Below are 25,489 nucleotides of genomic sequence, written 5' to 3'. Positions count from 1 at the left end.
CCTATCTTCACCCATCTTTATTCTCCCCGAGAGATATGCTGTTGTGTGCTAACGCTATTGATGTCGGCCGCTGGATCTAAGTTAACACTACCGAGGTTCATGCCATGATTGAGGGCAAAGTCCTCAAGCTGAGCCAGCGTGTCTTTCACGTATAAACTGACCATGGGGCGATAAATACGGTCGGCGAGTACGCCAAAGGTGTTTTCAGTAAAATCCTGTGGGAATTGGAATAGCCGCTGATAATGGGGCTCTGTACCTTCACCTATTTCTCCTTGTTCATCTAGCCATTCAGCCCGTGCCTCATTGAGTCTTTCAGCATGTTCGCCTTCACTGCTCGCGTAAACAAGGGCGGTGCGTGGCATAAAACACAGGGGATGCTGTTGACCTTGATAAAAGAGTTGCAGTAAATCAGTCAATAGCTGGTGGGCGTGCTCTGGCGTGATGGGCGAAAGCGCATGAAAATGTCCCATATCCAATAGATAGCTAGCATGGTCATACCCCATCGCCATAAGGCACAGGTGGCGTAAATACAGCCTCAATATATCACGGCCATGGGCACTGCCGGGGCGGTAATTGATGAGTCCCTTAGGGCTAATATCATCAATGCGACCTTCAAGCCATACTCTGCGCGTTTGACTGGGCTGAGTTGTGGGTGAAATCGCTAAATCGAAGCTGAGCCTAATGTCTGCATGATGGCTCTGCTGCTCGCCTTTAAGGAATAAGGTCCTGCCAATAAGCGGTTTAATGTCCTGCTGATATTGGCGTAGCAGTAGATCATCAAAGGGATGCATGGGCAAGTTACCACTGGCTTTTAGGCGTTTTAAAAGCTCAATGTCCGGCTCTAACACACCTTGGCTTATGCTATTGTCGAGTAGTTGTGCTTGTAACATATAGCGTTCAAGGGCATTCAAGCTAAAGGGTTCGTCATTGTCATCAGCTTGAATATTAAGGCTTAAATCAACCTTGAGTGTACGGTTAAAGAAGTATTGTGCCGGATTACGAAAGAAGCGGATCAAGGCTGAAATATCCAGATGTTCTTCTTCAATAATAGCGGCCTGTGTGATTTCATTCTCGACCACTATCCGAGTGAATTCATCGATAAAACGACCATTATCCGTTCGAGTATTGGGTGGACACCATTGTTGGCTGTAACTTTGCTTGATCCCTTTTGTGCCCGCCGTTTCGGCTTGGTACAACTTAGGATCAAAGGGTTGCAATGGCTGTTGACTGACAATCTCATTGAGCAGGGCTTTTTCTACCTCTTCACTGTTACTGATAGTGGCAAGCTGCGGCGATAGATCTTCAGGCAGATAACAAAGCTGACAATATTCAATCAGTTCAGAAACAAGCATCGAGGCGATACGCTCCGAGTTGTCCCTTTCACTGCGACCAATGTAGCTGATATATAACTGCTCGCGCGCTGAGAGTAGGGCTTCTAAAAACAGATATCTATCATCAAGACGGCGGGAGCGATCACCTTTACGCGGCCCAAAGTGGGCCATAAGGTCAAAACCGACTGGGTGTTGCACTCTTGGATATACCCCGTCATTCATCCCGAGCAAACAGACAAGCTTAAAGGGAATGGAACGCATGGGCATAAGGGTACAAAAGTTGACACTGCCTGCGAGATAGCGTTGACCAACGCGGGATTCCGTTAAACGCTGATTAAACCATTGCTGTAATACTTCGATGCTTAAGGTTAGCGACGTGGCGATATCGGCTTGGGCTGTTGATAGTGCCTCGATCGGTTTTCCTGCGGATAATAGCTCTTGTTCTAGGGTGGCAATGGCATCGCGGATATCTTGTAACTGCTCGCGCTCGTCCTCATCTGTGTCGTAAAAGGCATCTAATAATGTCGTTAATTCCATTAAACGCACGGCGCCCGTTTGGGGCTTTTCGAGTATTTGTTGGGTTTCATCGAGTGCTTCGATAAAGTTGAGCAGTTTACCGAGTGCTTGTGCCGATTGTCCTTCTATGCCGGTAACCACTAAATGATCTTGATAGAGCGGCGCATCGTCACTTAAGGCATAACCTAAGATCAGTCGTTTTATGCCAAAGGCCCAAGAGTTTTGCTCAAATGCGGGTACACCTTGTTTTAGGCGACTTTGTTGATCTCGCCCCCAACGAACGCCAGCTTCATCAAGCCAGCGGCGGATCAGTTGTAATTCATCGTCATCAAGCTGAAAACGGCGCAAAATGGCGGGTACTTCGAGGATGCTGAGGATATCGGTCAAGCCGAAACGACTTTGATTAATCCCAAGTAAATTCAAAAAACTATTAATAAGAGGTGATTCTTGTGCCGCGCCGCGATCCGCGATGGCATAGGGAATATAATGCAGGCCCTGTTTGGCGGCGAACACAGCATCGATATAAGGCGCATAGGCGGCGACATCGGGCATCATCACGACAATATCTTTGGGGGACAATTGGGGATGGCGACTTAACATATCGAGAAGGTGATCGTGTAGGGTCTCGACTTCTCGCAGTGGGCTATGGCAGCTCTTAACGAGTATTGACTCGTCATCTTTTTTAAGTATGCGGCGTGCTGCGATATTTTGGTAAAGCGCAGCATCAGGCCCAAGTACGCTATCTAAGGTTTGCATCTCTAAAATATCGTATTGCACCCCGTGGAGCATACTGGCGTGACAGGCAGGATCGTTAGGGTCATCGCAAGGTTCACAGTAAACATCATCACCAAAATCACAATGCTCGGCGGGAAGCTCAAGCAACATATCGAGTAACTCACGCCCCATCTTGCCATTGTTTGCCAACAGAGGATTACCAACCTCGAGTTTATCCTCCCATTGCTCTGCTAATTGGCGCTTGCCGGCGTATTGCACCGCCATGCGTGCACGGTGCCGTGGATCGATAATATCACCCCAATAATGCTGGCATGGACTCAAACTTAAAATAATCACATCGATACGGCTTGCTAAATGATAAAGCACTTCAAGGGTTTGAGGCGCCATTGATGAAATACCAAATACAAAGAGCCGTTGAGGCAACGGGGTTAGTGAGGTATTGGGATCATTGAGCGCTTCAATCAATGCGCTGTGTAGGTTTGCCCTGTGATAATGGCTTTGATTGAGTTCATCTCGATTAAAGGCAACTAAGGCGCGCCATAAAATAGGCTGCCAGCGTTGGTCTTCATTGAGCGGTTTGTTGAGCGTTGTAGGGTGCTGGTTTTGCTCCCAAGCTAACATCCAGTCGGGGCGATACACTAAATATTGATCGAAAATATCGGCAATACGACCGCACAACTGATACAGCTTGATATCATCGGCAGGACGCTGATGCGCCAATTCATCCAATCCATTTATGTTACCTAACGTATGTAAACTTAAATCACCTAAATAGTGCCTAAGTGGCCCAAAGGCATCATCCGCTAACAGACGGGGCAATAACTGCATGAGTTTCCAGGTCATTGCAGCCTTAGTGAAGGCATTTTCCTTCGGGACATTAGGTAATAAATGGTGGCACAACTGCCATGTAAAACTGGAGGGCAGAGGAAATTCGAGTGCTGCTGCAATACCATTTTGCTTTGCAATTTCAAGACGTAACCAAGTCGACATACCGGGGCTTTGTACCAGAATATGCTCACTGCGTAATAGGCGTGTATTGGGGACACTCTGGCGAAGGTAAGCGGCTAAATGGGCACAGAGTACTTCCATTTGATTAGACTGGATTAACTTTAGCATGGGCAACTCGTGGTGTTGTGAGTGACTATTGTTTAACAAACAATGGTTTGTTTGAGTAGCAACAAGGTAAATGACAATAGTGTCAGTAAAAGCAATTCTATGTGTTTGATTTATAAGATTCAACTCTTTACTTTTTCAGTTGATTTAGTGCCTATTTTAATGGGTTATTCGGCCGTATTAATCGCCAATATAATGCCTTTGCCGTGTTGTTAAATTGCCTTAACTGTTGTTGATATACTTTGGGGGATAAATTTTGATATTTCAGCGCGACATAGCTTTGGGTTAATGCATTAAATAGGGTGCAAAAGTTAGGTGCTTTATGTTGATAAACTTTCATCACTTGCGCGGCAAAATCATTCGGGCCTTGGCCTTCTTGACGTGTTATCCCATGTGCTGCAAGGCGTAAACAAATTTTTTGATAGCGTGAACTTATCGGATCATTTGTCTGTTTACGGTGAAATAATCCCACGCTGTAGGCGATATAAAGTCCAATCAAACTTAGGCACAACCCCATAAATACCGCTATTTTGGTTTTAGTGACATCCCCTAAAATATGACTGAGCACCTGATTCTGTCTTTCTTGATTAAAGCCTAATACCCACACACTCCAGTAGTAATCTATGCTGGCAAAACGTTGTCTTAGCTCATTGAGCCATGGTGTGGATTTAAAGCGTAAGCTACTAAAAGGGCTTTCTTTTAGGTAACTATCCTCTGGTGTAAATTCAGCATCAAAACCGAGTTCAATACGATTAGGCGCCACCATAGCTGTGGGGTCGAAACGTACCCAACCTTCGTTTTCAAGCCAAACTTCGGCCCACGCGTGTGCCATATATTGATATACGCTCAGATATCCCGCTTTGGGATTATATTCACCGCCTTGATAGCCCGTGACCATACGCGCGGGGAGGCCCGTCGCCCGCGCCATAAAAATCAATGCAGTTGCATAATGCACGCAAAAACCCGCTTTATTTTCAAACAGAAAATCATCCACTTGCTGTGGACCAAGCGTAGGTGGTGTAAGCGTGTAGAAAAAGGGCTCAGTGCTGAAATATTGCATTATGGCCCCTAGACGTTGTTTGGCATCGGGGTAGGTTTGCTTAAATTGCTGCGCAAGTTGCAGGGTACGTGGATTACTCTTGTCTGATAGCGCCAGATTGATATCCCTTTGCCGAGAAGAGAGTACAAGGTCCATTTTGGCATGGGGCCAAGAATCAAGTTGATAGCTCATCCGCTGATCGAGATTACGTAGGGCTACAATGCGATAATCGGGTAGATTGACTACCGCTTTATCTTCGCTGTAGGCCACATCAAGACCAAAAAGCCATGGCTGATGACTTGGCTCGGCAATGATCTGATATCGATAAACCTGCACCTGTTGACCGCGAACCTTTGCTTGATTGTCATTCATGTTTAACGTGGAGATCTGTAGGGCAGGGCTTGGTCTAGAGGGTGGAAAAATCAAGGCATCCTGTTGCAGTTTTTTGATCCCTTTCTCTTGTCGCCATGTCACTCCGTCGTAATCTTCCATCACCAATGCCCGCCAATAAAGGTCAGCATGATGTGGCGTGTGTTCTGTAAAACTTGCTCTAAAGGCAAGCTCGGTGGAGCGGGTTAGTTTATTGATATCACCAATGGCAAGGATATCGGATAAGCCTGTTTTGGCCTCTTTCATATTGGGGACGAGCCAGAGCGGTGTAAAGCGGGGCAAGACTAAAAAGAGCAATAACGCGAGCGGTACACTTTGTAACAGCAACTTGCCCCCAAACCACAATGTATGGCGCCATGTGTATTGACTTTGATATAACGTCACAAGTACGCAGGTATTCACCACTGTCACTGCGAGTAAATGCGCAGTGCTTAGCATCGATTGGTGATCGATAAACGTTAGCGCGATTAGAAAATAGCCAACAACCACTACAGCTCGGACATCCCTTTGATTACGCATCTCAATGTATTTTAAGGCATAACCTAAAATAAGCAGATTGATTAAGGCATTGAGTACCCCCATTTGACCTGAGACCAGTGCTAAGGTGATGGCAGCACCAATAGCCAAACTTGTCACTAAAAAGCGCGGCGGTTTCGCCACTTTGCCTATATAAATGCCTATGCGCCAAAGTAGACAAATTGCGCAGATCGCAAGTGTCCAAGGGGTTGCTTTATCAAATAAGGGGCTTAATACGGCAAGGTTAGTCAGTAGCAGCCAAAAGAGAGTTTGACGGCTGATATTGTCACCGATTTGTGGGACTGTGATAACTTCATCCGTAGGCTTTGATAGGCTCATTTTGAGCGGCTCGGCGTGAATGTGCGCAGTTTCTCAATGTTTTCCTTGGCGTTAAAAAGTGAATCAGCGCTAGCACTATGGGGGAAATCACCCGCTTGTGGCGTGTGTGGATTGAGCCGATAGAGTGCCAGCGCTTTCAGGCAAGCCATGCGATGACGATTGCCGACAGCGGGCGGCAGAATAATATCCTTGCCAGAAGGGATGTGTAACCAGAGGCCAAAATGCTGCTCACCTTGACTCAGTTTATTCACTTGCCAACTTAATTGGCTTAATTGGCGTTCAAGCGATTTAGGTTCGGGCCTCAGTATTAACCATAGAGGCTTACCTTGAGGTTGCTCGAATTCTTTACTTAGCATGCCGCGTCCCTGCGCCCATTGTTTCCAGGCTACTTGCTTAAGGGATTCGCCCAGTACATGGGGTTTGAGCCCTTTAAACTCATCAATACCCGCTACATGCTGGCCTGTGAATGTGCTGGGTGGCTCAGTGTGTTCAAGCCTTGCTAAAAGTTGGAGTGGGGTTTCTATTGGTTTTGGATAGACGATATGAGTGATAGCCAAATCAACATAGGACCAGGTACGACAAAGCCCCAGTGGATAGCAAGATTCAATGGTCAGTCGTCCCGGTCTCACAATACCGCGTTTTCCATGTTCAAAGGGAACGAGGGCTTGGACTTCATCTATACCGACTAGCATAAGCGTGTAACTGTGATTGTTTGGGTATTTTAGGTGGATATGATAACGGTTATGGTGGGATTTAAGCTGAATGGGGAAGGTGAGAGTTTGCCCCGCATAAACTTCAGGCGGGATATCTGCCCGTAAATGTAGCCCAGCAAGGTTGTTATAGCTGTAGAGAATACAGGTGTTAAAAAGACTTAAGAGTAAAATGCTTAACCCGATCACCAAATTGTTTTGGTAGTTGGTTCCAAATATAAATAACAGTAAAACAAGACTGAGCCAGATAAGCCCAAACCCACTGGGCAGAATAAAAATACTGCGATGGCTGAGGGTGATTTCGGAATTGGGAGGGAGGCGTCTTTCAAGCCATTGCTGCCAAATGCGCATGATTAATCGTTTCACTCTGTCCTCATCATTGATGCTGGTTTTTGTCTATATCACGACATTCATCTTACCCATTACATAATGGGATTCACGCTGGCGAGGATACGCTCTGAAATCGCTTCGCCTTGTAATTGGCTACTGGTTCTGAGTCTGTGCTCCGCGACACAGCCAAATACGGCTTGTACGTCTTCTGGGACAAGGTAATGCCGTCCTGCTAAAAATGCCCATGCCTTTGCTGCTTGCAGTAAGGCTTTGGTGGCGCGGGGAGATAACCCAAGGCTTTCAGTGTGAGTGCGAGAAAAGCTCACTAAAGCCAAGATGTAATTGAGTAGGGCATCGGATGCACTGACCTTGTCACATTGTTCTTGTAACTGCATTAAGGTCATCGGGGTTAAACATTGGGGCAATTGATCCAGTATTTGCGGTGTATGGCGAGTTTTAAGCATGGCAAGTTCAGCTTCGTGGCTTGGATAACCAATGGAAAGCCGCATCATAAAACGGTCTAGCTGGGATTCAGGTAGCGGAAACGTACCCGATTGATCCGTTGGATTTTGTGTTGCGATAACAAAAAAGGGATGTGGGAGTTTGTGGGTGATGCCATCAACGGAGATTTGCTGTTCCGCCATGGCCTCAAGCAGGGCACTTTGAGTTTTGGGGCTTGCGCGATTAATCTCATCGGCTAAGACCATTTGTTTGAAAATGGGGCCAGGGTGGAAAATAAATTGCCCTTGGTGCTTATCAAAAATGGAGACTCCTAAAATATCCGCGGGAAGCATATCGCTGGTGAATTGCACTCTTTGGTAACTGAGGCCTAAACTTTGGGCGATAGCATGGGAAAGACTGGTTTTACCCATGCCGGGGAGATCTTCAATTAATAAATGACCGCGGGCGAGTATGCAGGCGAGCGCGAGGCGAATTTGCCGTGGTTTACCCAGTAGTACTTGCTCAAGTTGTGCTAAAAGGTCGTTAAGCTCCAATGCAGCCACGCTGAACTCCTATTCCATACTAGAGGAGAGTCAATCATCAACTCGTCCTATCACTATGGTGGATAATTCCCTTGATATCCAGTTGGGAGTAAGGTCAAAGGTGCATTACATATTTTTCAATAAAACCGAGCTTAGTGATGAGGTTAGGTTAAATGTAAGGTTTCTGTACTGATCGGGCGAATAAACCATGACTTGAATAAAAATCCTTGCACTAAATGTACGCCAATATCTTTTGCAAAGGCTAGGTGTGCTTCAGTTTCTATTCCTTCCAGAATACAGCGCTTTCCTGAGCGTTTTGCAAAGTCGATAAGTGCAGTTAACAATTGGATCCCCTGAGGTTGTGTAATCAAGGTTAACCAATGGCGATCAAATTTGAGGTAATCCACATTCATCATTAATTCCACAGATAACATGGAATGGGGCGCACCAATATCATCGAGTGCGACGTTAATGTTGGCCTCCTTAAACTTTGTAAAAAGTTGGTTGGCAAGATCTGCATCGCTCACACAGGTATTCTCAATGATTTCGACCGTGATCTGCTGATAGTCTGATAACAAGGCTAGCAGCTTTGCTGTATGCGGTCCGTCAACGGCATGTGGGTCAACATTAATAAAAATGGGTTGGTTTCGCGGAGCATGAGCGAGCTGAAATGCTTTTGCTTGATATTCAACAGCCGCTAACATTTCTGAGGATTCATGTAATTGCTCGAATACAAGATTAGGCGCAATGGCCTTACCATCGGGAAAATAAAAGCGGGCGAGGGCTTCATAACCGTCAATGGCTAAGGTTTGTGGATCGACAAAGGGTTGGTATTCACTGCTTAGACTGAGCGTTTTAAGGTTAATCATTGGCCAAATGCGAGAGCTAAATCATTCAATTGCTTATTATTTGCATTTAACCTCTGGGAGTGCAAATAAGTTTTGACTAATTTGGTTTGATCGCGGATTTTGTATGCATTTTTACTCTCATATAAAACGCCCGATAAGGTATATCGGGCGTTTTAGGAGACAATCAGTGCCAATCAATTTTGATACGAGGCAAGCCGTATAACGAAGATTTGCAATTAATAGCTAAATTTTAGCTCAGCATCACTGAACAAGGGTTGTGGATTTTTCTTTTGCGCTTCGTAAATCAAGCGGTAACTCAGCACTGCTTGGACATATTCACGGGTTTCAGTGAAGGGAATGGACTCAATAAATCCCATGGTATCCAATCGTCCATTGGACTCTGCTAACCAGCGGCGTACCCTTGAGGGGCCAGCATTATAGGCTGCGGTGGCGAGTACACGGTTTTGATTAAACTCTTTTAAAAGCTGGGCGTAATAGGCGCTACCCAAATTAAGATTAAGCTCCGCACTGTAAAGATCCTTAGGATCGCTATATTTTGCGCCATGTTTTTTAGCGGTGGCTTTGGCGGTTGCAGGCATAATTTGCATTAAGCCGCGGGCGCCAACACCAGAGGTCGCATAGCGATAAAAAGCACTTTCGCGGCGGCTAATTGCACGGATTTCATCGATATTAACCCGATGCTTTTTGCTGGCATGTTCAAATCCGGGTTGATGTGCCATGGGAAAGCGTAGGGGAATATCGTCCCATAATTTGCCTTGGATACTCGCCTCGACACCAAAATCATACCAACCTTGAGCATGGGCATAACGGCCGTAGCGGGCCCGCATTGGGTTGTCGCTGCGCTTGAGTAACGTAACCCATTCATAACGGGCATCGAAATATCGATCCAGCGCCATCAGTTCTTTTACGCGTACAAAACCTAAGTCATCCTCTAGTTTTGGACTGCTTGCATCCACAACAGGCTCAGGGCTTTGGTTGAGCGATACCGGTTTATTTAACAGTTGTGAGGCGGCAAAACCATAGAAATTACGCTCGTTACTGATGGCCCCGAGTGCTTTTGTTGCGCTATCAGGGGCATTTTTTGCATTGGTGCGGTATAACCAGTATTGCCAACGCTCTTTGGCGAGGGTTTCTGGTTCGAGTAAGTTTAGGTAACGGGCAATATGGGTTGTATCTTGTTTACGAATGGCCCACCTTAAACGACGTTCAACTAAATCATCGCTTTTCATTTCGGGTAAGAGTGTGTCCACGAAATCTTTATGATTGTCATCCTGCTCAATTAATACTCGACGGACTAAGAATTTTTGCAGTTGTTGTGCTTGAGCGGGAGTAAAGCGCTTAGACTTTTGATATCGGGTATATAAATGGATGGCTTGGTCGAGATCCTTGCGGGCCAGTCGCTTTAACCCAAGGGCGACAATATCGCCCACAATGGGATTTTTATCGTTGAATTTTTCGGTATGTCGTAGGCTATTCGGATCCTTAAACACCGCCACTAAACGCTTAGCTTCGTTATTATGGGTGGTGATTTTTTGGGATAAATAACTCAATAAACTGGTTTCGCCCTCATCAAAACTTAGCAGCATTCGCGCCCAAATCAGATCTTGAGTACGCTTGCCCGCTTTTATCCACGCGTTAAAGAGGGGATCACATTCTTTAGGACGAGAACCGCCATAAACCCACAGTGATTGTGCGGCGGCATAGGCGGTTTGCGTTTCACCCTTGGCAAGTTTGGCCTCATAAAAAAGACACTGCAGGCGAATATCCGAGGGTGGATCTTTCGCTATCACAAGAAAGTCATTCCAGCGTTTTTGACTACCTGCATTGGTTAAATACTTCGCGCGCAAGCGGTTATACATAGGTGTGGTTTGGTATTTATCAATAAGCGCCTTGGCTTGAGTGCCCGGTAGTGCATTGAGGTTACCTATATCGATATCATGGTCTAAATAAATCGCCAGCGGATAGTCACCCAATTTTGCGCGAAGGGGTTTATAGTTTGCATAATCTTGTTTTTTTAGCGCTTTTTCTGCTTCTAAAAATGTTTTTTGAACTGGGGTCAAGGCGAAAGCAGCAGAGGCATTGAATGCACCAGCTATGATAATTGCGCTCGATAAAACCATATTCATTAATGGCTTGCACATGCAGAACTTGCCTCCTGTAATGTCATTATCGATATTTTAGTATCGATTCAAGGTGAAAATGATTATTGTGTTTTTGCTTAATAGGGTTCCAGTTCGGCAATTCCCTGTGGCCCATGGGCGAGTGTTTGAGTTGGCTCATCGTCCTCTGTGTCACTGTCGTCTTGCGCTTCATTCAATGCTTTTTGCAGCAATATTTTGTCCAATTGTTTACTGGTATCTACACCGAGTTGCTGCATTAAATGGGCTTGGCGAACTAAGTTACCTTTGCCCGATGATAGCTTGTTCATTGCACTATGGTAGGTTTTTTCCGCGTTATCTAAGGCACGACCAAGCTTTTCCATGTCTTCTATATAGCCACATAATTTATCGTAAATGCGGCCAGCCTGCTTGGCGATAGTTTGAGCATGTTGGTTTTGATATTCATAACGCCAAATATTGTTGATTGTACGCAGTGCCACTAAAAGATTGGTCGGGCTGACCAGCATAATATTTTGCTCTAGTGCAAAATTCACTAAACTTGGGTCGTGCTCCAAGGCGAGCAAGAATGCAGGTTCAATGGGGATAAACATCAGCACATAGTCTAAACTTTTAAGCCCATGTAAATGTTGATAATCCTTCTGGCTCAATCCCTTAATATGGTTACGAATCGAGATCACATGCTCGTTGATAGCCTGTTGGCGTAGGGCGGGATCTTCACAGTTAAAATAGCGCTCGTAACTCACCAGTGACATTTTGGCATCGATTACGACATCTTTGTTTTCGGGAAGATGGACGATGACGTCGGGCTTAAATCGTTTGCCATTATCATCTTTTAAATCCTGCTGAGTATGGTATTCATGTCCTTCACGTAGGCCACTTTCTTGTAGCACGCGATCGAGTATCACCTCTCCCCAGTTGCCCTGTTGTTTGTTATCCCCTTTGAGCGCTTTCGTGAGATTGATGGCATCTTGGCTCATCTTTAAATTGAGTTCTCGTAGATGTTCGAGTTGATGTTTAAGGGCACTGCGCTCGGATTGTTCGTGGGTGTAGGATTCTCGGATTTGTTGTCTAAATCCTTCAAGCTGTTGTTTTAGTGGGCCTAAGACACCCTCTAGCTGGCTGGCATTTTGGTGCTTAAAGTTTTCGCTTCGCTCTTCAAAAATACGATTCGCCAGATTTTCAAACTGGGTTTTAAGACGCACCTCGGCGGTTTCTAAGGTGGCAATTTTTTCCTGAAGGGATTCCTGCTGGGCATCGGCCTTCGCTTGAATTGTCTGCTGCATGGCATTGGATTTTGATAATGCTAACTGCAATTCTAATTGGCGACGCTGGCTATCGTTAAGCTGCAGCTCTAAACTCGGTACACGCTCGGCTAAGGCTTCGGCTTTACCTAATTGCTCAATTTTTTGCTCTAATCTTTGCTGGTATTGACGTAATTGTGCTTCTTTGTCATCGACCAGTATTTGTTGTTGTGCCAATGAGAGTTCAGCATCTTCATTGACTTGACGCATTTCTTGTTCGAGTTCGTCTTTAAACTGCTGCCAACGCTGGCGCGTTAAACGTTGATTGAGAAGGGCACCAATCAAAAGACCCAAGAACGCGATGGCGATAAAACCGATGATGTCGGCAACGGAAAAAGATTGAGAAAATGGCATGGTCAATTGCACTCCTTTAGCATTGGCGCTTAGGTTCGCATGCTCCCCAAAAGGCTTCAAGTGCTTTAATGAACAATCTCTGTGAGTCTGGCTTGAATGAGCAAGTCTTATACGTTTAAGCTGAAATATCCGTGAAGTGAAAGTTTTTTAAGGATTTCGCTGTCTATATCTGTATCTACCGCAGCTTGGCTCTACTGGGCGCTGCGTGACCATAAAATGGCAAAACAAAGTTGAGGTGTCAATTGGCTCATTCTTCCCGTTTCACCCAAGGTATTCTTAAAAAAGCGCAGTGGCATATTCAAGATAATCAAGTCACGCCTGAATCAGTTTTTCGTTCACGCAGGCATATTGTTAAAGCATTGGGACTTGGCGCGATCGGGGCGAGTATTCCAGGTTATGTGCAGGCGGGTTTGTTTGATCTTTTTGGCGACCAACCTAAAACATCGTTTATCACGACACCACTGACCTTCAAAACGAATTCGTTATATGGCGGGAGTGACGGTTTAACGCCCTTTGATAAAGTCACCTCCCATAATAATTTCTATGAATTTGGCACCAGCAAGCAAGATCCAATGGACAATGCCCAAGGTTTTAAGGTTGATCCTTGGCAACTTCGGATTGAAGGTGAGGTTGAGCGACCCATGACATTGGACTTTGACCAACTCACGAAAATGCTTCCCTTAGAAGAGCGAACCTATCGTTTGCGATGCGTCGAAGCGTGGTCAATGGTGATCCCTTGGGTGGGATTTCCCTTAGCTGCATTACTTAAAAAAGTGGGGGTGACCAGTAAAGGCAAGTATGTTGCCTTTGAAACGGCTTTCGATCCTGAACAAATGCCCGGCCAAAAAAGTCGATTGATGGGCGGGGGAATACATTACCCCTATGTTGAGGGTTTAACCTTAGCCGAAGCCATGAATGATCTGACTTTGCTGTCGGTGGGGTTATATGGCAAAACCTTACCCCCACAAAATGGCGCCCCCATTCGATTAGTGGTGCCGTGGAAATATGGTTTTAAAAGCATTAAATCTATAGTGCGTATTCGAGTCATGGACAAACAACCGCCTACGAGTTGGAATCAGTTAGCGTCCCATGAATATGGTTTTTATGCCAACGTCAATCCCGCAGTAGATCATCCCCGTTGGTCACAGGCGACTGAACGTCGGATCGGTGAAGGTGGATTATTTTCCGCGACGCGAATCGATACTCAGTTGTTTAATGGGTATGGTGAGTTTGTCGCATCGCTCTATGACGGCATGGATCTTCGCCAATTTTATTGATCATCATTTATATGGGAGTGGGATGTTGAGATTAACGGCGAAGCATGTCATTTGGCTTAAGAGTGTGTTCCACTTAATCGGTGTTATACCTATTGCCTATTTAGTTATCCTAGTCACAACGGGTCGCGCGGGTGGCGATCCGGTGCAGTACATCATTCACTTTACTGGAATGGGCGCACTCAATGCATTAGTGGCGACCTTACTGATCTCACCCATTGCTAAGCTCACTAAACAAGGTGTATTAATGCAAACCCGCCGTTTAGTCGGCTTATATGTATTCGCCTATGCCACCTTGCATATTCTGGCTTTTTTTAGCTTGGATTTGCTGTTTGCTTGGGGCCTTTTGTTGAGTGAAGTTGTGAAACGCCCTTATATCCTAGTGGGTGCCTTTGCTTATCTTATCTTAGCAACATTAGCCGTGACCTCGTTTAAGGCATTAATGCGTCGAATGGGGCGTCGCTGGCAAATAATCCACAATGGCGTGTATTTGGTTGCCATACTCGCACCTATTCATTTTTATTGGTCGGTTAAATCGGAAATTATTGAACCGAGTTTATACCTTGTGGGGTTTTGTTTGTTATTGCTATGGCGGCTACCATTGAGATACAAAAAGCGTGTTGGACGGGATATTACAGATGGGAAAATGGCAAAATAATTTGTCAGAAACTTAAACGCTGCGTTAAGCCTTACCAGCAAACGCAGCGTTTAATGATCGCTTAGTCTATCAATTAGCCTAAACCTTGAGTGGCTGATTTCATTTGAATAAATTCAATCTTATAACCATCTGGATCTTCGACAAAGGCAATTTCTGTTGTGCCACCAGCGACAGGACCTGGTGCGCGTGTGACTTTACCACCTGCTGCGGCAATGGCCTCACAGCGGGCATAAATATCTTCATCACCAATAGCAAGGTGACCAAAACCTGTGCCTAAATCGTATTTATCTGTGCCCCAGTTATAGGTCAGCTCAACGACGGCTTGGCCTGTGGATTCCTCGCCATAACCAACGAATGCCAAAGAATACTTATACTCTGGATTTTCAGAGGTACGTAGTAATTTCATGCCTAATATTTCGGTATAAAAAGCGATACTGCGTTCTAAGTTACCGACGCGGATCATAGTGTGTAACAGTTGAGACATAGGTTTCTCTCGGTCAATGAATTGCGCGGTCGAGTATAACAAAAATGTGCTTTTATATGATGCTAAAAATTGCGTTAACGAGATCATTAATACTGATTGACCCGAATGTGGTGTTAGGCTAGGGAACGCTGTTTTTTACCTGTGTGCGTGCTTTTTTGAGACCAATAGTAGATAAAATGCCCGATAAATTGGTTGTTGCTCACAAAACAGGGAATCAAACATGGTTTTTATCATTAGGTTGATAATAATGTAGCCATACCAACTAGGAGAGTGAATGATGAACACCGAACTTAAAATGGCCTTAGGTACAACTGTTGTTATTGCTTTGTTTTTCAGTGCGTTCTTTGTTTCAATGTTTTGATTTAGCTCGTGTTAACCTGCCGTAATTTCGTTGGACGACAAAACCGAGATTTTCAATCTTAGATTGTATATAAGGTTATTGTTCGTTTCTTATGTAAACAAAAAGCCGCAATAGCGGCTTTTTGTTTACCTCAAATTTGGTTTAGCAAAATAGTTTGAAAAATAACTAATTTGATATTCATATATTTTGATTTTCAAACTATAATCCCGAGCCAGTGAGTATCACTTATCAAGCCTTATGTGGCGTAGGGAATTTATATAATGAAATCAGAACATTCAGAACAACCAGCCAGTGGTCTAGATGCCGCAAACACCATTACAGGGCACGCAATCACAAAGTGGCAGCATTCCCATGGCTTTTCGAGCCAAAATATCGCTGGCGAGAAAAATACACGCTATGTTCTCTATTTAACGCTGATCACTATGGTGGCAGAGATTGTCGCTGGTACGATTTACGGCTCAATGGCACTGTTAGCCGATGGTTGGCATATGGGCACCCATGCTGCGGCTTTTATGATCACCTTGTTTGCCTATTCCTATGCCCGTAAACATGCCAATGATCCTACTTTTGCGTTTGGTACAGGAAAGGTGAGTGTGCTCGGTGGTTACACTAGCGCGATCGCCCTAGGTTTAGTGGCATTAATCATGCTGGTTGAATCTGGGATACGACTTATCAATCCTGAGCAAATTCATTTTAACGAAGCGATTTTTGTGGCCGTGATAGGGTTAAGTGTAAATGTGCTGAGTGTCTTTTTGCTCAAAGATCATCATAGCCATGATCATGGTCATCATCACGGTCATGACCACTCCCATATGCATTCTGAACATGAGCATGTTCATCACGATGATGAACACCATGACCATACACATTGCCACCATAATGCTGAGCATGAGCATGAGCATGAGCATGAGCATGAGCATGAGCATGAGCATGAGCATGAGCATGAGCACAAGAGTCAGAAGGTACATGGTGGCCATGACCACAACCTACGCGCCGCCTATTTTCATGTGTTAGCCGATGCGTTAACCTCAGTGCTCGCTATTGTGGCATTGCTATTTGGTAAATATATGGGCTTAACTTGGCTCGATCCTATTATGGGAATTGTCGGCGCTGTCATTATTAGCCGCTGGTCTTGGGGGCTTATTCAGCAAACCAGCCCCATTTTACTCGATGGCGGTGTGAAGGAATCATTGCAGCATAGGGTTAAACAAACAATCGAAGCTGTGCCGGATCATCAAGTCGCCGATTTACATATATGGCGTCTGAGTGCAGATCATCATGCTATGATGGTGTCAATCGTGTCTCACTCACCGAAAGAAGCCAGCTATTTTAATCAGTTACTGAGTCAATTTCCTGAGTTATCACATATCACTATTGAATTACATACGTGTCGCCAAAGCGAGTGTTTGGCTAAGGAAGTTTAATGACAGCGGGGCATCCCAATACCACTCAACATCATTCGACTGATCACAGCTTGAACCATGTGATTATTGAGTTTTACGAAAAGCTGTCGTCTTGGGAACATGCTATCGTGCGTGACAAAGGCTTCAGCTTGTCACAGGTGCATACCATTGAGTTACTCGGCGTGCATGGCGCCATGAGGATGAAGGAACTGGCCGATAAAATCGGTGTCACTACGGGTACCCTTACCGTACAAATCGATAAAATGGTGGAAGCTGAGTGGGTTGTACGTCGTCCCCATGAAACCGATCGTCGTTCGATTCTGGTGGAGTTAACCGAAAAGGGCCAAACTTTGTTCCTCGAACATGATGCTCTGCATCTACAGCTCACCACAGATCTCACCGCTAAAATGAGCAGTGAGGAACGTATCGTGCTGCTCAATTTATTGTCTCGTATGAATAACGAGTTTTAATTTACTCTATTTCAGCCACTAAAAAGCGTCCCTCGTGGACGTTTTTTTATAGCACGACATCCTTAAAAACGCGACTCATTCTAGATTAATCATCAGCTATTACAGTACCTTACCTTTTGTTACATTCTTGTTGGATTAATAGTTGAACTGGAGATTAATTAAGGTAATGTAAGGGCAGATCTCAAGATGGACTTTGTTTAAAAGGAATAGAATGAATAATAAATTACTGCCTTGGTGCATTGCAGGAGTGCTCGGTATGAGCGGTCAACTTCACGCAGAAGAAGATAAATACATTTGGTTAGAAGATGTTGAAGGTGCAAAGCCGATGGAATGGGTGAAAACCCAAAATGCTGCATCTGCCGCCGAAATTAAAGCGTTTAAAGGTTTTGATACCTTAGTGGCGAACAGTCTTGCCATCCTGAACGATAAAGAACGCATTCCCTACGCGACCCACATTGGCGACAAGTTATACAACTTTTGGAAGGATGACACCCATGTGCGCGGTATTTATCGCCGTACTACCATGGAAGAATATGCTAAACCCGATCCCAAATGGGAGACTGTGCTTGATATCGATGCCCTAGGCAAAGCTGAATCCGTCAATTGGGTATTTAAGGATATTAGCTGTCAGTATCCCGAAAATGAGCGCTGTTTTGTCTCACTTTCCCGCGGCGGTGCCGATGCAGTGGAAGTGCGAGAATTTAATTTAAATACTAAATCCTTTGTTGCCACCAAAGATAAGCCATTCTTTTTGAAAGAAGCCAAATCAAGTCTGAGCTGGATAGATAAAGACCATGCCTTTGTCGGTACTGATTTTGGTGATGGTCAAAGCATGACTGACTCAGGTTATCCACGGGAGGTGAAACTCTGGCAGCGTGGTACACCACTCAAGCAAGCGAAACCAATTTTTACTGGTGACAAAACCTCAGTCGCAGTATCAGGCTGGGTTTTATTCGATGATAAAACGCCGCTGAGTTTAATCACCGAGGCACATACTTTTTATACCGCAACCCAATATGTTTACCAAGATGGCAAACTTATTAAACTACCCTTGCCAGAAGATGCTGAAATTAAAGGCTATTTTAAAGGTAAGTTATTTATTGAGTTAAAGAGCGATTTAACTAATGATTTAACTAATAAGGACGGTAATTTTAAGCAAGGCGCGGTCGTGTATGCCGATGTGGCGGATCTTATCGCCCAAAAAGCCAAATTCAGTTTATTTGTGAGCCCGACTCAGACCGCATCGATTGCGCAGCTGAGTTTTAGTAAGAGTGCTATATTCGTGAATTGGCTCGATAACGTGAAAAGCAAATTAGTGCGGTATGAGCAAGACGAAAAGGGCGCTTGGCAAAGCACCCAAGTCCCATTCGACGCGAATGGCGCCTTGACGGTAATGGACGTTGAGCAAGACAGTGATGATTTTTTCGTGAATTACACCAGTTTTCTTGAGCCTTCAAGCCTCTATACGGTTAACGCAAAAACCTTAAATCCGAAGAAAATTAAAGGTATGCCGCAACAGTTTGCTGCGGATAAGTTTAAAACTGAGCAATACTTTGCGACGTCTAAAGATGGCACTAAAGTACCGTACTTTGTGGTAATGGCTAAGGATCTTAAGTTAGATAGCACTAATCCTACGCTACTTTATGGCTATGGTGGGTTTGAAGTCTCACTACGTCCATCCTATTCGGCCACCATTGGTAAGAATTGGTTAGAGCAGGGCGGCGTATATGTGTTATCTAACATTCGTGGCGGTGGCGAATATGGCCCAGCTTGGCATCAAGCGGCGTTAAAGCAAAATCGACATAAAGCCTATGAGGATTTCGAGGCAATAGCGGAAGATTTGATTGCCCGTAAAATCACGTCAAGCAAACATTTAGGCATCCAAGGTGGCAGCAACGGTGGCCTGTTAATGGGGGCAGCATTTACCCGCAGGCCGGATCTTTACAACGCTGTTGTATGCCAAGTGCCTCTGCTTGATATGTTGAGATTCAACAAGTTGCTAGCGGGTGCCAGTTGGATGGGTGAATACGGTAATCCTGATATTCCTGAGGAATGGGCTTACATTAAAACTTACTCTCCGTACCATAATCTGCATAAAGACGTGCATTATCCCAAGGTCTTTTTCACCACATCGACGCGTGATGACAGGGTTCACCCAGGCCACGCTCGTAAGATGGTGGCTAAGATGAAAGACATGGGAATTGATGTCTTGTACTACGAAAATATTGAAGGTGGCCACGCTGGCGCTGCGGATAATAATCAAGCTGCGGAACTTAATGCGATGACGTTTGCCTACTTATTACAGCGTTTACGATAATTGTCATACGAGAAACACATAGACGTAATAACTCAGTCGTAAAAGATTGGGTTATAAAAGACAGAGTTGTAAAAACAGAGTAGTAAAAACCGAGCAAGTCCCTATAGGTTGGGGAGTAAAACGGCCGAGTTTATTGATATTCGGCCGTTTTTTTATGGATAACAGGGAGTTAATAAGGTTTGAGCTAGGGGCGTCGCTTGCTACTATGGCGCGAAAATTAAGTCGTAAGATTACCTTAAGAAAATTAAGTTAGCTTCGGCCAACGGCCAATTTGAGAGAGCGTTATCGGTGCTAACAAGATTTAAGACCTTATCAGTGAATCAATTTACGCTGATCACTGCATTGTTCTATGTGTGTATTTTTAATATCCCACTCTTTACTTTTATTCACGAAGGTATTGAAAAACAGCCTGAGGTAGATCCGCTTTTTATCGCCAGTATGCCACTGTTTTTTACCTTTGCCCTTGGCTTGGTATTTTCGTTTTTTTCGGTGAAGTATCTACTAAAACCCTTGTTTATCGTGCTCACCTTAATGTCGTCGACGGTATTTTTTGCCACGATGAAATACCAGGTTGTATTTGATTACGGCATGATTGAAAACATTTTTCAGACGAATCAGGCGGAAGCCTGGATGTATATTAATGTTGCTTCAGTGGCTAATTTACTGTTAACAGGGATATTGCCAGCATACCTTATCTATAAAGCCGATATTCAATACAAACCGTTCTTTAAGGAGTTGGCACATAAAGTATTTTTTATGCTAATAATGCTTGCTGGTATCGGGGTGATTGGTTTTTTCTATTTTCAGGATTACGCCACGTTTGGTCGAAATAACGATGGCCTGAGACGTTATATTGTGCCAACTTATTTTGTGGGTTCGGTCTCTAAGTACATGTATTCACATTATTTACAAACACCAATCCAATATGAAACACTTGGATTGGATGCAAAAGATGTCAGTGCTACCCCTAACCATAAACCCAACTTATTGGTGCTGGTGGTCGGGGAAACTGCACGTTCGATGAACTACCAATATTATGGCTATAAAAAGCCAACCAATGCCTATACCCAAGATCTTGGCTTGATAGTGTTTAAGGATACCCATTCCTGTGGTACCGCAACGGCGGTGTCCTTGCCCTGTATGTTTTCACGAATGGGGCGCAAAGATTACGATTCACGCCGCGCTTATGCTCAAGATACGGTTATGGATGTGCTGAAACATGCTGATATTGAGGTGAAGTGGTTTGATAATGACTCTGGGTGTAAAGGCGTTTGCGATCGCATAGAGAATATCACTGTTGATCTCAATAGTGATCTTAAACTCTGCTCTGGGCAATATTGTTTTGATCAGGTGTTATTAGAGAAATTAGATGAGGCGCTTAATAGCGCAAAAGCGAAAGACACTGTGCTTGCCTTGCATATTATTGGCAGTCACGGTCCAACTTATTTTCTACGTTATCCCCCGCAATACCGTCGATTTATACCCGATTGCCAACGCAGTGATATCCAAAATTGCACCAACGAAGAGTTGGTAAATACCTATGACAACACGCTGCTGTATACGGACTATATAGTGAGCGAAGTCGTTAAAAAACTTCAAAAACAGCAAGATAAATTTAATACAGCGATGTTATATCTCAGTGATCATGGTGAATCATTGGGGGAAAAGGGGATGTATTTACATGGTGCGCCTTACAGTATTGCGCCGATAGAACAAACCAGTATCCCCATGTTAGCTTGGGTCTCTGATCATTTCAGTCAAGATAATCATTTAAATATGGCGTGCTTGGCCGAACATGCTGACAAGGGAGGATACTCCCATGACAATTTATTCGATAGCCTCTTAGGGTTAATGAATGTGAAGACTGAGGTGTACCAAAGCCATCTTGATATTTTTGCCTCTTGTCGTAGCTAATGGACGGTATTAGATAAGATAAACCTATGCGAATGTCAGGTATAGGTTTAAAACCATCACAATAATTATGCTTCCCCATATCCAAATTCGATCAGTTGAGCTAACTTATGTTATACAAAAAATTAACAATAATATGGTTTCAATATTTATGTTTTCTGTTGAAAATAAAGAACTTGATTCCGCGGCGCAAATTTTGCGGCTAGCCGTGCCACAAATGTCGGCCCTTGATATCCCCGTTACCCCGGAAAACTATACGGTTTGGTATGAATATTTTGCGGGGACTAATCTTGACTTAAACCGTGCGATTGATGGTTTTATCGCAAACGGTGTTGTGTTTACAAAAGAGGTTAATACAAGCTTATATAAAAATTTTATCCAAGAACAATCCCCCGAGGTGATTGAGAATGTACAAATAGAGACTCAGATTTTAATCAATTCATTACTGTGCAAAATTGTACAATTGAACCAAGGGACCGCGGATTTTTCGGGCACTTTAGCGGAATTTGGCATCAAGCTTCAATCCAATTCTGACATTAATACCTTAAATCAACTTGTTGATGGTGTGATGGATGAAATGCAAAATTTACTGATCAACAACCAAAACATGGAACAAAGCCTAAATGCCATGGGGCAAGAGGTACAACATCTTAAGTCGGAAATGGAAAATTTAAGTCTGGCGGCCATGACGGATCAATTAACGTCTTTATATAATCGCCGCGCCTATGAAATTGCCATTCAAGACCATATTCACCGCGCCCAAGAACAGCATTCCCGTTGTAGCTTACTGATTGTTGATATAGATAGGTTTAAACAATTTAATGATACCTATGGTCATCAAATTGGCGATAAAGTATTAGCTTATGTCGCACTCGCCTTAAAGCAATGTGTTCGAGGTGATGACTTTGTTGCTCGCTATGGTGGCGAAGAGTTTGTAGTGCTTTTGCCTAATACCCATTTTCACGATGCTTTACAAGTTGCGGAAACCTTAAGAGAACGTATTTCAGAGCGGCACTTAACCATAGGTAAAGATAAAAAATTATCCCTCGGCGCAATTACAGTATCGATCGGTCTTGCCTCATTACAAGAGGGTGATGATGCCGAAACGCTCTTTAGCCGAGCGGATAAAGCCTTATATGAAGCTAAATCCGATGGGCGTAACTGTGTTAGGGGATAGAGATACCCAAACCTCCTCACAATACACAACGCCACATCTTCAGATTGTTTGAGTATCCAGTTCGCGAACTATTTTACTGGGGAAATAAATCCCTTAGGTTTAATCGCTAGTACTGAACAATTCAGTTGGGTAAGGATCGCTTCCGCTGTATTTCCGATGATAAGCCCAGGAATACCTGTACGGGCAACGGTGCCCATAACGACAATATCGACCTGTAGCTTTTTGGCTAATTGTGGAAGTTCTTGAGCGGCAGCGCCTTGTACCAAATGGGACTGGGGGGAAAGATAATCGTAGGATTGCTTACCCAGTTTATTTTTTAAATTATCAAAGAGCGTTGCCATTTTACTGCGTTTTTGAAGATATTCGTCTTCTAATAACTGGCGCTCTAATTTTTCGGGTTGCTCTGCCCATAAACCAATAAATCCAGCTTCAGGCGTATCGTATGCATTTACTACATGTAGTGATGCAAAATCAGACAGTGCGAGTGCACTGGCTATATTTACTATCTCTTGATTTAAATCACTATTTTCTTCTTCGGTAATATCACTATTGAAATCCACCGCGGCCATAATATGGCGGTAATTGGGATTTTCATTGGGTTGCATTAACCAAATTGGACAGGGGCATTTGCGCAGCAGGTGCATATCGTTACTGCCAAAAAGGCGATCGAGCCAGCTATTTGATTCAGTTTCTTTGATGACTAAATCAATATTTTCCATCTGCACTGTGTGAATGATATCGATGTAACTTTTACCCATTTTTAGTTCAGCTTTCGCGGTGCAGTGGGGCGTAAAAAACGCCAGTAATTCTCGCAATTTAGCTTCTTCATGGTTCTGTATTTTTTGTGCTATGTCTTCATCATTAATGCCTAGTTGTTTGGTATAAGCACTCAATGAAGGCTTAGGGATAATACGTAATAGTGTTAATTCAGCCTGATTATTGTTGGTAAGTGAGATGACTCTGGCTAATGATTGGGGATTTTCATCTCCATGAGGATGCAGTACATATAAGATGTTTTTGAATTGATTCATGGAATATCTCCTTATTTATAGTGGGTAGATTTATACATCCACACCATCAAGTAACAACTCTATTGCCCTATCTGCAGCATCTTGAAAGGGTTCTAATACGAGGTCGATACCCAGCATTGTTAATTCTTCCGTTTCTTTTTTACTCTGAGAAACCGTGGCTAATTTACCGCTAAAACCGCTTGTGCGAGTGAGTTGTATAATGGTTTTTCTTGTATCTTCTAAGGTCAGGCCCGTATGGTGCTGTGGCATAGTAGATACAATCCAATGGGCGTGTCTAAGAGGAAGTTCGGCGATAAACTCGGCGTCTGTCACATCGCCGTATTCTGTATCAATACCGAGTAAGCGACACTTTTTTATGGCTGATGGATTGAAGTCTAAACCGAGTACTTTCACGCCTTTTTCTTTTAGACGCGCAGCAATTGCCGTCCCTAAACGTCCTAATCCAAAGATGACCACTTGATAATGATCTTGGGTTGAATGTTTAGAAGGTTGTTCACGTGGAGTGCCTGTTCGTTCAAATATTCCCAATATCGGTTCGCATATTGCGTAAAGTTTATGGGAGTAGGTGATCATATAGGTTGATGCCGTGATAGTGACAATGCCGACTAAGGTCACTAACCCCAAAATGTCTTGTTGAATATGGCCTAGGCTTATCCCCATCGCAATAAAAATGAGCGAGAATTCACTGATTTGTGCAACGGTTAGGCCAGCTAAAAAACTGGTTCTTTTTTTGTAGCCCATTAATCCCATGATAATCAACACAATTAGAGGGTTGCCTATTAACACGAAGACCGAAAATAGGATGGCTGCGTAGATATGTGATCCAAGTTGAGACAAATCTAAGGTCGCACCAAGGGCGATAAAAAAGAATAACAATAGAAAATCGCGCAGGGGGCCAAGTCTTGCGGCAATACTTTCGCGGTAAGGGGTTGAAGCAAGCGCAATCCCTGCGAGTAAGCCTCCCACTTCCATCCCTAAGCCTAATAAATCACAGACGGCGGCAAATAGCGTCGCTTGTGCTATTGAGTATATCAGCAGTAATTCCGGTACTTTTGCCAATTGCTCTGTGAGAGGGCTGGCTAAATATCGAACAAAAACAATGATAAATAGCACTAATCCGATGCCTGATGCTGTCACTTGCAGTATCGATGTATTTTGAGTTCCGCTATGCCCCGCATCAGAACCTATGCCGATGGCAGCTAAGACTATCATGGCGACCACGACGACAAGATCTTGAACGATCAAAAAACCTAATGCTATTTGTCCATGCAGAGAGTCAATTTCTCGTTTATCGGACAAAAGCTTGACGATGATAATGGTCGATGAAAAGGTCAGGGCGACGGCAATATAACTACTGGTGATATGATCTAACCCAAGAGCTAATCCGATAAAATAGCCAACAATGGAGGTAAATATTACCTGTCCAAGCCCCGTGAGTATTGAAACCCCACCAATAGATTTGATGAGTTTTACATCCAGCTTGATACCCACGAGGAAAAGTAAAACAGCAATGCCTAATTCTGAAAGTAAATTAATTTGCTCTTTTGAATGCACTATATCTAAAACGGAAGGACCAGAGAGTAGACCGACAACAATAAAACTGACTATAAGAGGCTGACGCAAAAATATACCAATAAAGCCGATAATAGCGGCCATAACCAGCAGTGCGGCAATTTCAGTAAATGAGGATTGCGTAATGATGTCAATCAAGGTTCCACCCTCAGCTAAGCACCGTATTTACGTATAAGGATAGAACA

17 protein-coding genes are annotated in these 25,489 nt (G+C 44.0%); 7 read left to right on the top strand and 10 right to left on the bottom strand.

Features of this window, described 5'->3' with window-relative positions; all coding sequences use genetic code 11:
- Positions 1-17: 17 nt before the first annotated feature.
- The 7 genes from recC to rmuC all read right to left on the bottom strand — a co-directional run bounded on the left by recC (position 18) and on the right by rmuC (position 12,646).
- On the bottom strand, positions 18-3,698 hold the full coding sequence (recC, locus tag MZ182_RS10570; RefSeq protein ID WP_248066928.1) for an exodeoxyribonuclease V subunit gamma: 3,681 nt from the start codon (positions 3,696-3,698) through the stop codon (positions 18-20).
- Between the two features lie 151 nt (positions 3,699-3,849).
- The gene (locus tag MZ182_RS10565) at positions 3,850-5,979 is read right to left on the bottom strand and encodes a DUF3488 and DUF4129 domain-containing transglutaminase family protein (protein WP_248066930.1); all 2,130 of its coding nucleotides are present in this window, start codon (positions 5,977-5,979) and stop codon (positions 3,850-3,852) included.
- Entirely contained in the window at positions 5,976-7,040 is a 1,065-nt protein-coding gene (locus tag MZ182_RS10560; protein WP_248067050.1) for a DUF58 domain-containing protein, read from the bottom strand. The genes MZ182_RS10565 and MZ182_RS10560 overlap by 4 nt, the downstream gene beginning before the upstream one ends.
- A 71-nt stretch (positions 7,041-7,111) precedes the next feature.
- Positions 7,112-8,023: an AAA family ATPase gene (locus MZ182_RS10555; protein WP_014610511.1), complete on the bottom strand. Its 912-nt coding sequence runs from the start codon at positions 8,021-8,023 to the stop codon at positions 7,112-7,114.
- A gap of 143 nt (positions 8,024-8,166) precedes the next feature.
- The gene (locus MZ182_RS10550; protein WP_248066932.1) at positions 8,167-8,871 is read right to left on the bottom strand and encodes an EAL domain-containing protein; all 705 of its coding nucleotides are present in this window, start codon (positions 8,869-8,871) and stop codon (positions 8,167-8,169) included.
- A 215-nt stretch (positions 8,872-9,086) separates the two neighbouring features.
- Positions 9,087-11,012 (bottom strand): transglycosylase SLT domain-containing protein, encoded by a 1,926-nt coding sequence (locus MZ182_RS10545; protein ID WP_014610513.1) that lies wholly within the window; start codon positions 11,010-11,012, stop codon positions 9,087-9,089.
- A gap of 77 nt (positions 11,013-11,089) precedes the next feature.
- Positions 11,090-12,646: a DNA recombination protein RmuC gene (gene rmuC / locus MZ182_RS10540; protein WP_248066934.1), complete on the bottom strand. Its 1,557-nt coding sequence runs from the start codon at positions 12,644-12,646 to the stop codon at positions 11,090-11,092.
- Positions 12,647-12,888: 242 nt separating this feature from the next.
- Here rmuC and msrP point away from each other — a divergent pair, with 242 nt between their 5' ends.
- Together msrP and msrQ are read left to right on the top strand one after the other, a co-directional pair.
- Positions 12,889-13,923, top strand: a complete 1,035-nt coding sequence (gene msrP, locus MZ182_RS10535) for a protein-methionine-sulfoxide reductase catalytic subunit MsrP (RefSeq protein WP_248066936.1) — start codon at positions 12,889-12,891, stop codon at positions 13,921-13,923.
- Between the two features lie 22 nt (positions 13,924-13,945).
- A complete protein-coding gene (gene msrQ / locus MZ182_RS10530; protein ID WP_014610516.1) occupies positions 13,946-14,578 on the top strand; it encodes a protein-methionine-sulfoxide reductase heme-binding subunit MsrQ in 633 nt (210 codons plus the stop codon).
- Positions 14,579-14,651: 73 nt separating this feature from the next.
- Here msrQ and gloA read toward each other — a convergent pair whose 3' ends face one another.
- Complete coding sequence (gloA, locus tag MZ182_RS10525) at positions 14,652-15,062, bottom strand: lactoylglutathione lyase (protein WP_248066939.1); 411 nt, start codon at positions 15,060-15,062, stop codon at positions 14,652-14,654.
- 621 nt (positions 15,063-15,683) lie between these two features.
- Between gloA and MZ182_RS10520 the strand changes: the two genes are divergently transcribed.
- The 5 genes from MZ182_RS10520 to MZ182_RS10500 all read left to right on the top strand — a co-directional run bounded on the left by MZ182_RS10520 (position 15,684) and on the right by MZ182_RS10500 (position 22,701).
- Positions 15,684-16,847 (top strand): cation diffusion facilitator family transporter, encoded by a 1,164-nt coding sequence (locus tag MZ182_RS10520; RefSeq protein WP_248066942.1) that lies wholly within the window; start codon positions 15,684-15,686, stop codon positions 16,845-16,847.
- On the top strand, positions 16,847-17,296 hold the full coding sequence (locus MZ182_RS10515) for a MarR family winged helix-turn-helix transcriptional regulator (protein WP_011789239.1): 450 nt from the start codon (positions 16,847-16,849) through the stop codon (positions 17,294-17,296). The genes MZ182_RS10520 and MZ182_RS10515 overlap by 1 nt, the downstream gene beginning before the upstream one ends.
- Before the next feature lie 211 nt (positions 17,297-17,507).
- Positions 17,508-19,613: a prolyl oligopeptidase family serine peptidase gene (locus MZ182_RS10510; protein ID WP_248066945.1), complete on the top strand. Its 2,106-nt coding sequence runs from the start codon at positions 17,508-17,510 to the stop codon at positions 19,611-19,613.
- 288 nt (positions 19,614-19,901) lie between these two features.
- The gene (locus MZ182_RS10505; RefSeq protein WP_011789241.1) at positions 19,902-21,527 is read left to right on the top strand and encodes a phosphoethanolamine transferase; all 1,626 of its coding nucleotides are present in this window, start codon (positions 19,902-19,904) and stop codon (positions 21,525-21,527) included.
- A 148-nt stretch (positions 21,528-21,675) separates the two neighbouring features.
- A complete protein-coding gene (locus MZ182_RS10500) occupies positions 21,676-22,701 on the top strand; it encodes a GGDEF domain-containing protein (protein WP_041408173.1) in 1,026 nt (341 codons plus the stop codon).
- 68 nt (positions 22,702-22,769) lie between these two features.
- Here the strand turns inward: MZ182_RS10500 and MZ182_RS10495 are convergent, their stop codons facing one another.
- Together MZ182_RS10495 and MZ182_RS10490 are read right to left on the bottom strand one after the other, a co-directional pair.
- Positions 22,770-23,732, bottom strand: a complete 963-nt coding sequence (locus MZ182_RS10495; RefSeq protein WP_011789243.1) for a universal stress protein — start codon at positions 23,730-23,732, stop codon at positions 22,770-22,772.
- 30 nt (positions 23,733-23,762) lie between these two features.
- Complete coding sequence (locus MZ182_RS10490) at positions 23,763-25,388, bottom strand: cation:proton antiporter (protein WP_411028073.1); 1,626 nt, start codon at positions 25,386-25,388, stop codon at positions 23,763-23,765.
- Positions 25,389-25,489 lie beyond the last annotated feature (101 nt).

Origin of the sequence: Shewanella sp. JNE2, assembly GCF_023159115.1 — a bacterium.
Taxonomy (GTDB): domain Bacteria; phylum Pseudomonadota; class Gammaproteobacteria; order Enterobacterales; family Shewanellaceae; genus Shewanella; species Shewanella putrefaciens.
This window is presented reverse-complemented; position numbering and strand designations above follow the sequence as displayed.

Coding starts and splice junctions, on each gene's coding strand:
- MZ182_RS10495 (WP_011789243.1), bottom strand. CDS start 23,732: ATGAATCAATTCAAAAACATCTTATATGTACTGCATCCTCATGGAGAT.
- rmuC (WP_248066934.1), bottom strand. CDS start 12,646: ATGCCATTTTCTCAATCTTTTTCCGTTGCCGACATCATCGGTTTTATC.
- MZ182_RS10560 (WP_248067050.1), bottom strand. CDS start 7,040: ATGCGCATTTGGCAGCAATGGCTTGAAAGACGCCTCCCTCCCAATTCC.
- MZ182_RS10550 (WP_248066932.1), bottom strand. CDS start 8,871: ATGATTAACCTTAAAACGCTCAGTCTAAGCAGTGAATACCAACCCTTT.
- MZ182_RS10510 (WP_248066945.1), top strand. CDS start 17,508: ATGAATAATAAATTACTGCCTTGGTGCATTGCAGGAGTGCTCGGTATG.
- msrQ (WP_014610516.1), top strand. CDS start 13,946: ATGTTGAGATTAACGGCGAAGCATGTCATTTGGCTTAAGAGTGTGTTC.
- MZ182_RS10565 (WP_248066930.1), bottom strand. CDS start 5,979: ATGAGCCTATCAAAGCCTACGGATGAAGTTATCACAGTCCCACAAATC.
- MZ182_RS10490 (WP_411028073.1), bottom strand. CDS start 25,388: ATGGCCGCTATTATCGGCTTTATTGGTATATTTTTGCGTCAGCCTCTT.
- MZ182_RS10500 (WP_041408173.1), top strand. CDS start 21,676: ATGTTTTCTGTTGAAAATAAAGAACTTGATTCCGCGGCGCAAATTTTG.
- recC (WP_248066928.1), bottom strand. CDS start 3,698: ATGCTAAAGTTAATCCAGTCTAATCAAATGGAAGTACTCTGTGCCCAT.
- MZ182_RS10545 (WP_014610513.1), bottom strand. CDS start 11,012: ATGTGCAAGCCATTAATGAATATGGTTTTATCGAGCGCAATTATCATA.
- MZ182_RS10515 (WP_011789239.1), top strand. CDS start 16,847: ATGACAGCGGGGCATCCCAATACCACTCAACATCATTCGACTGATCAC.
- gloA (WP_248066939.1), bottom strand. CDS start 15,062: ATGTCTCAACTGTTACACACTATGATCCGCGTCGGTAACTTAGAACGC.
- MZ182_RS10520 (WP_248066942.1), top strand. CDS start 15,684: ATGAAATCAGAACATTCAGAACAACCAGCCAGTGGTCTAGATGCCGCA.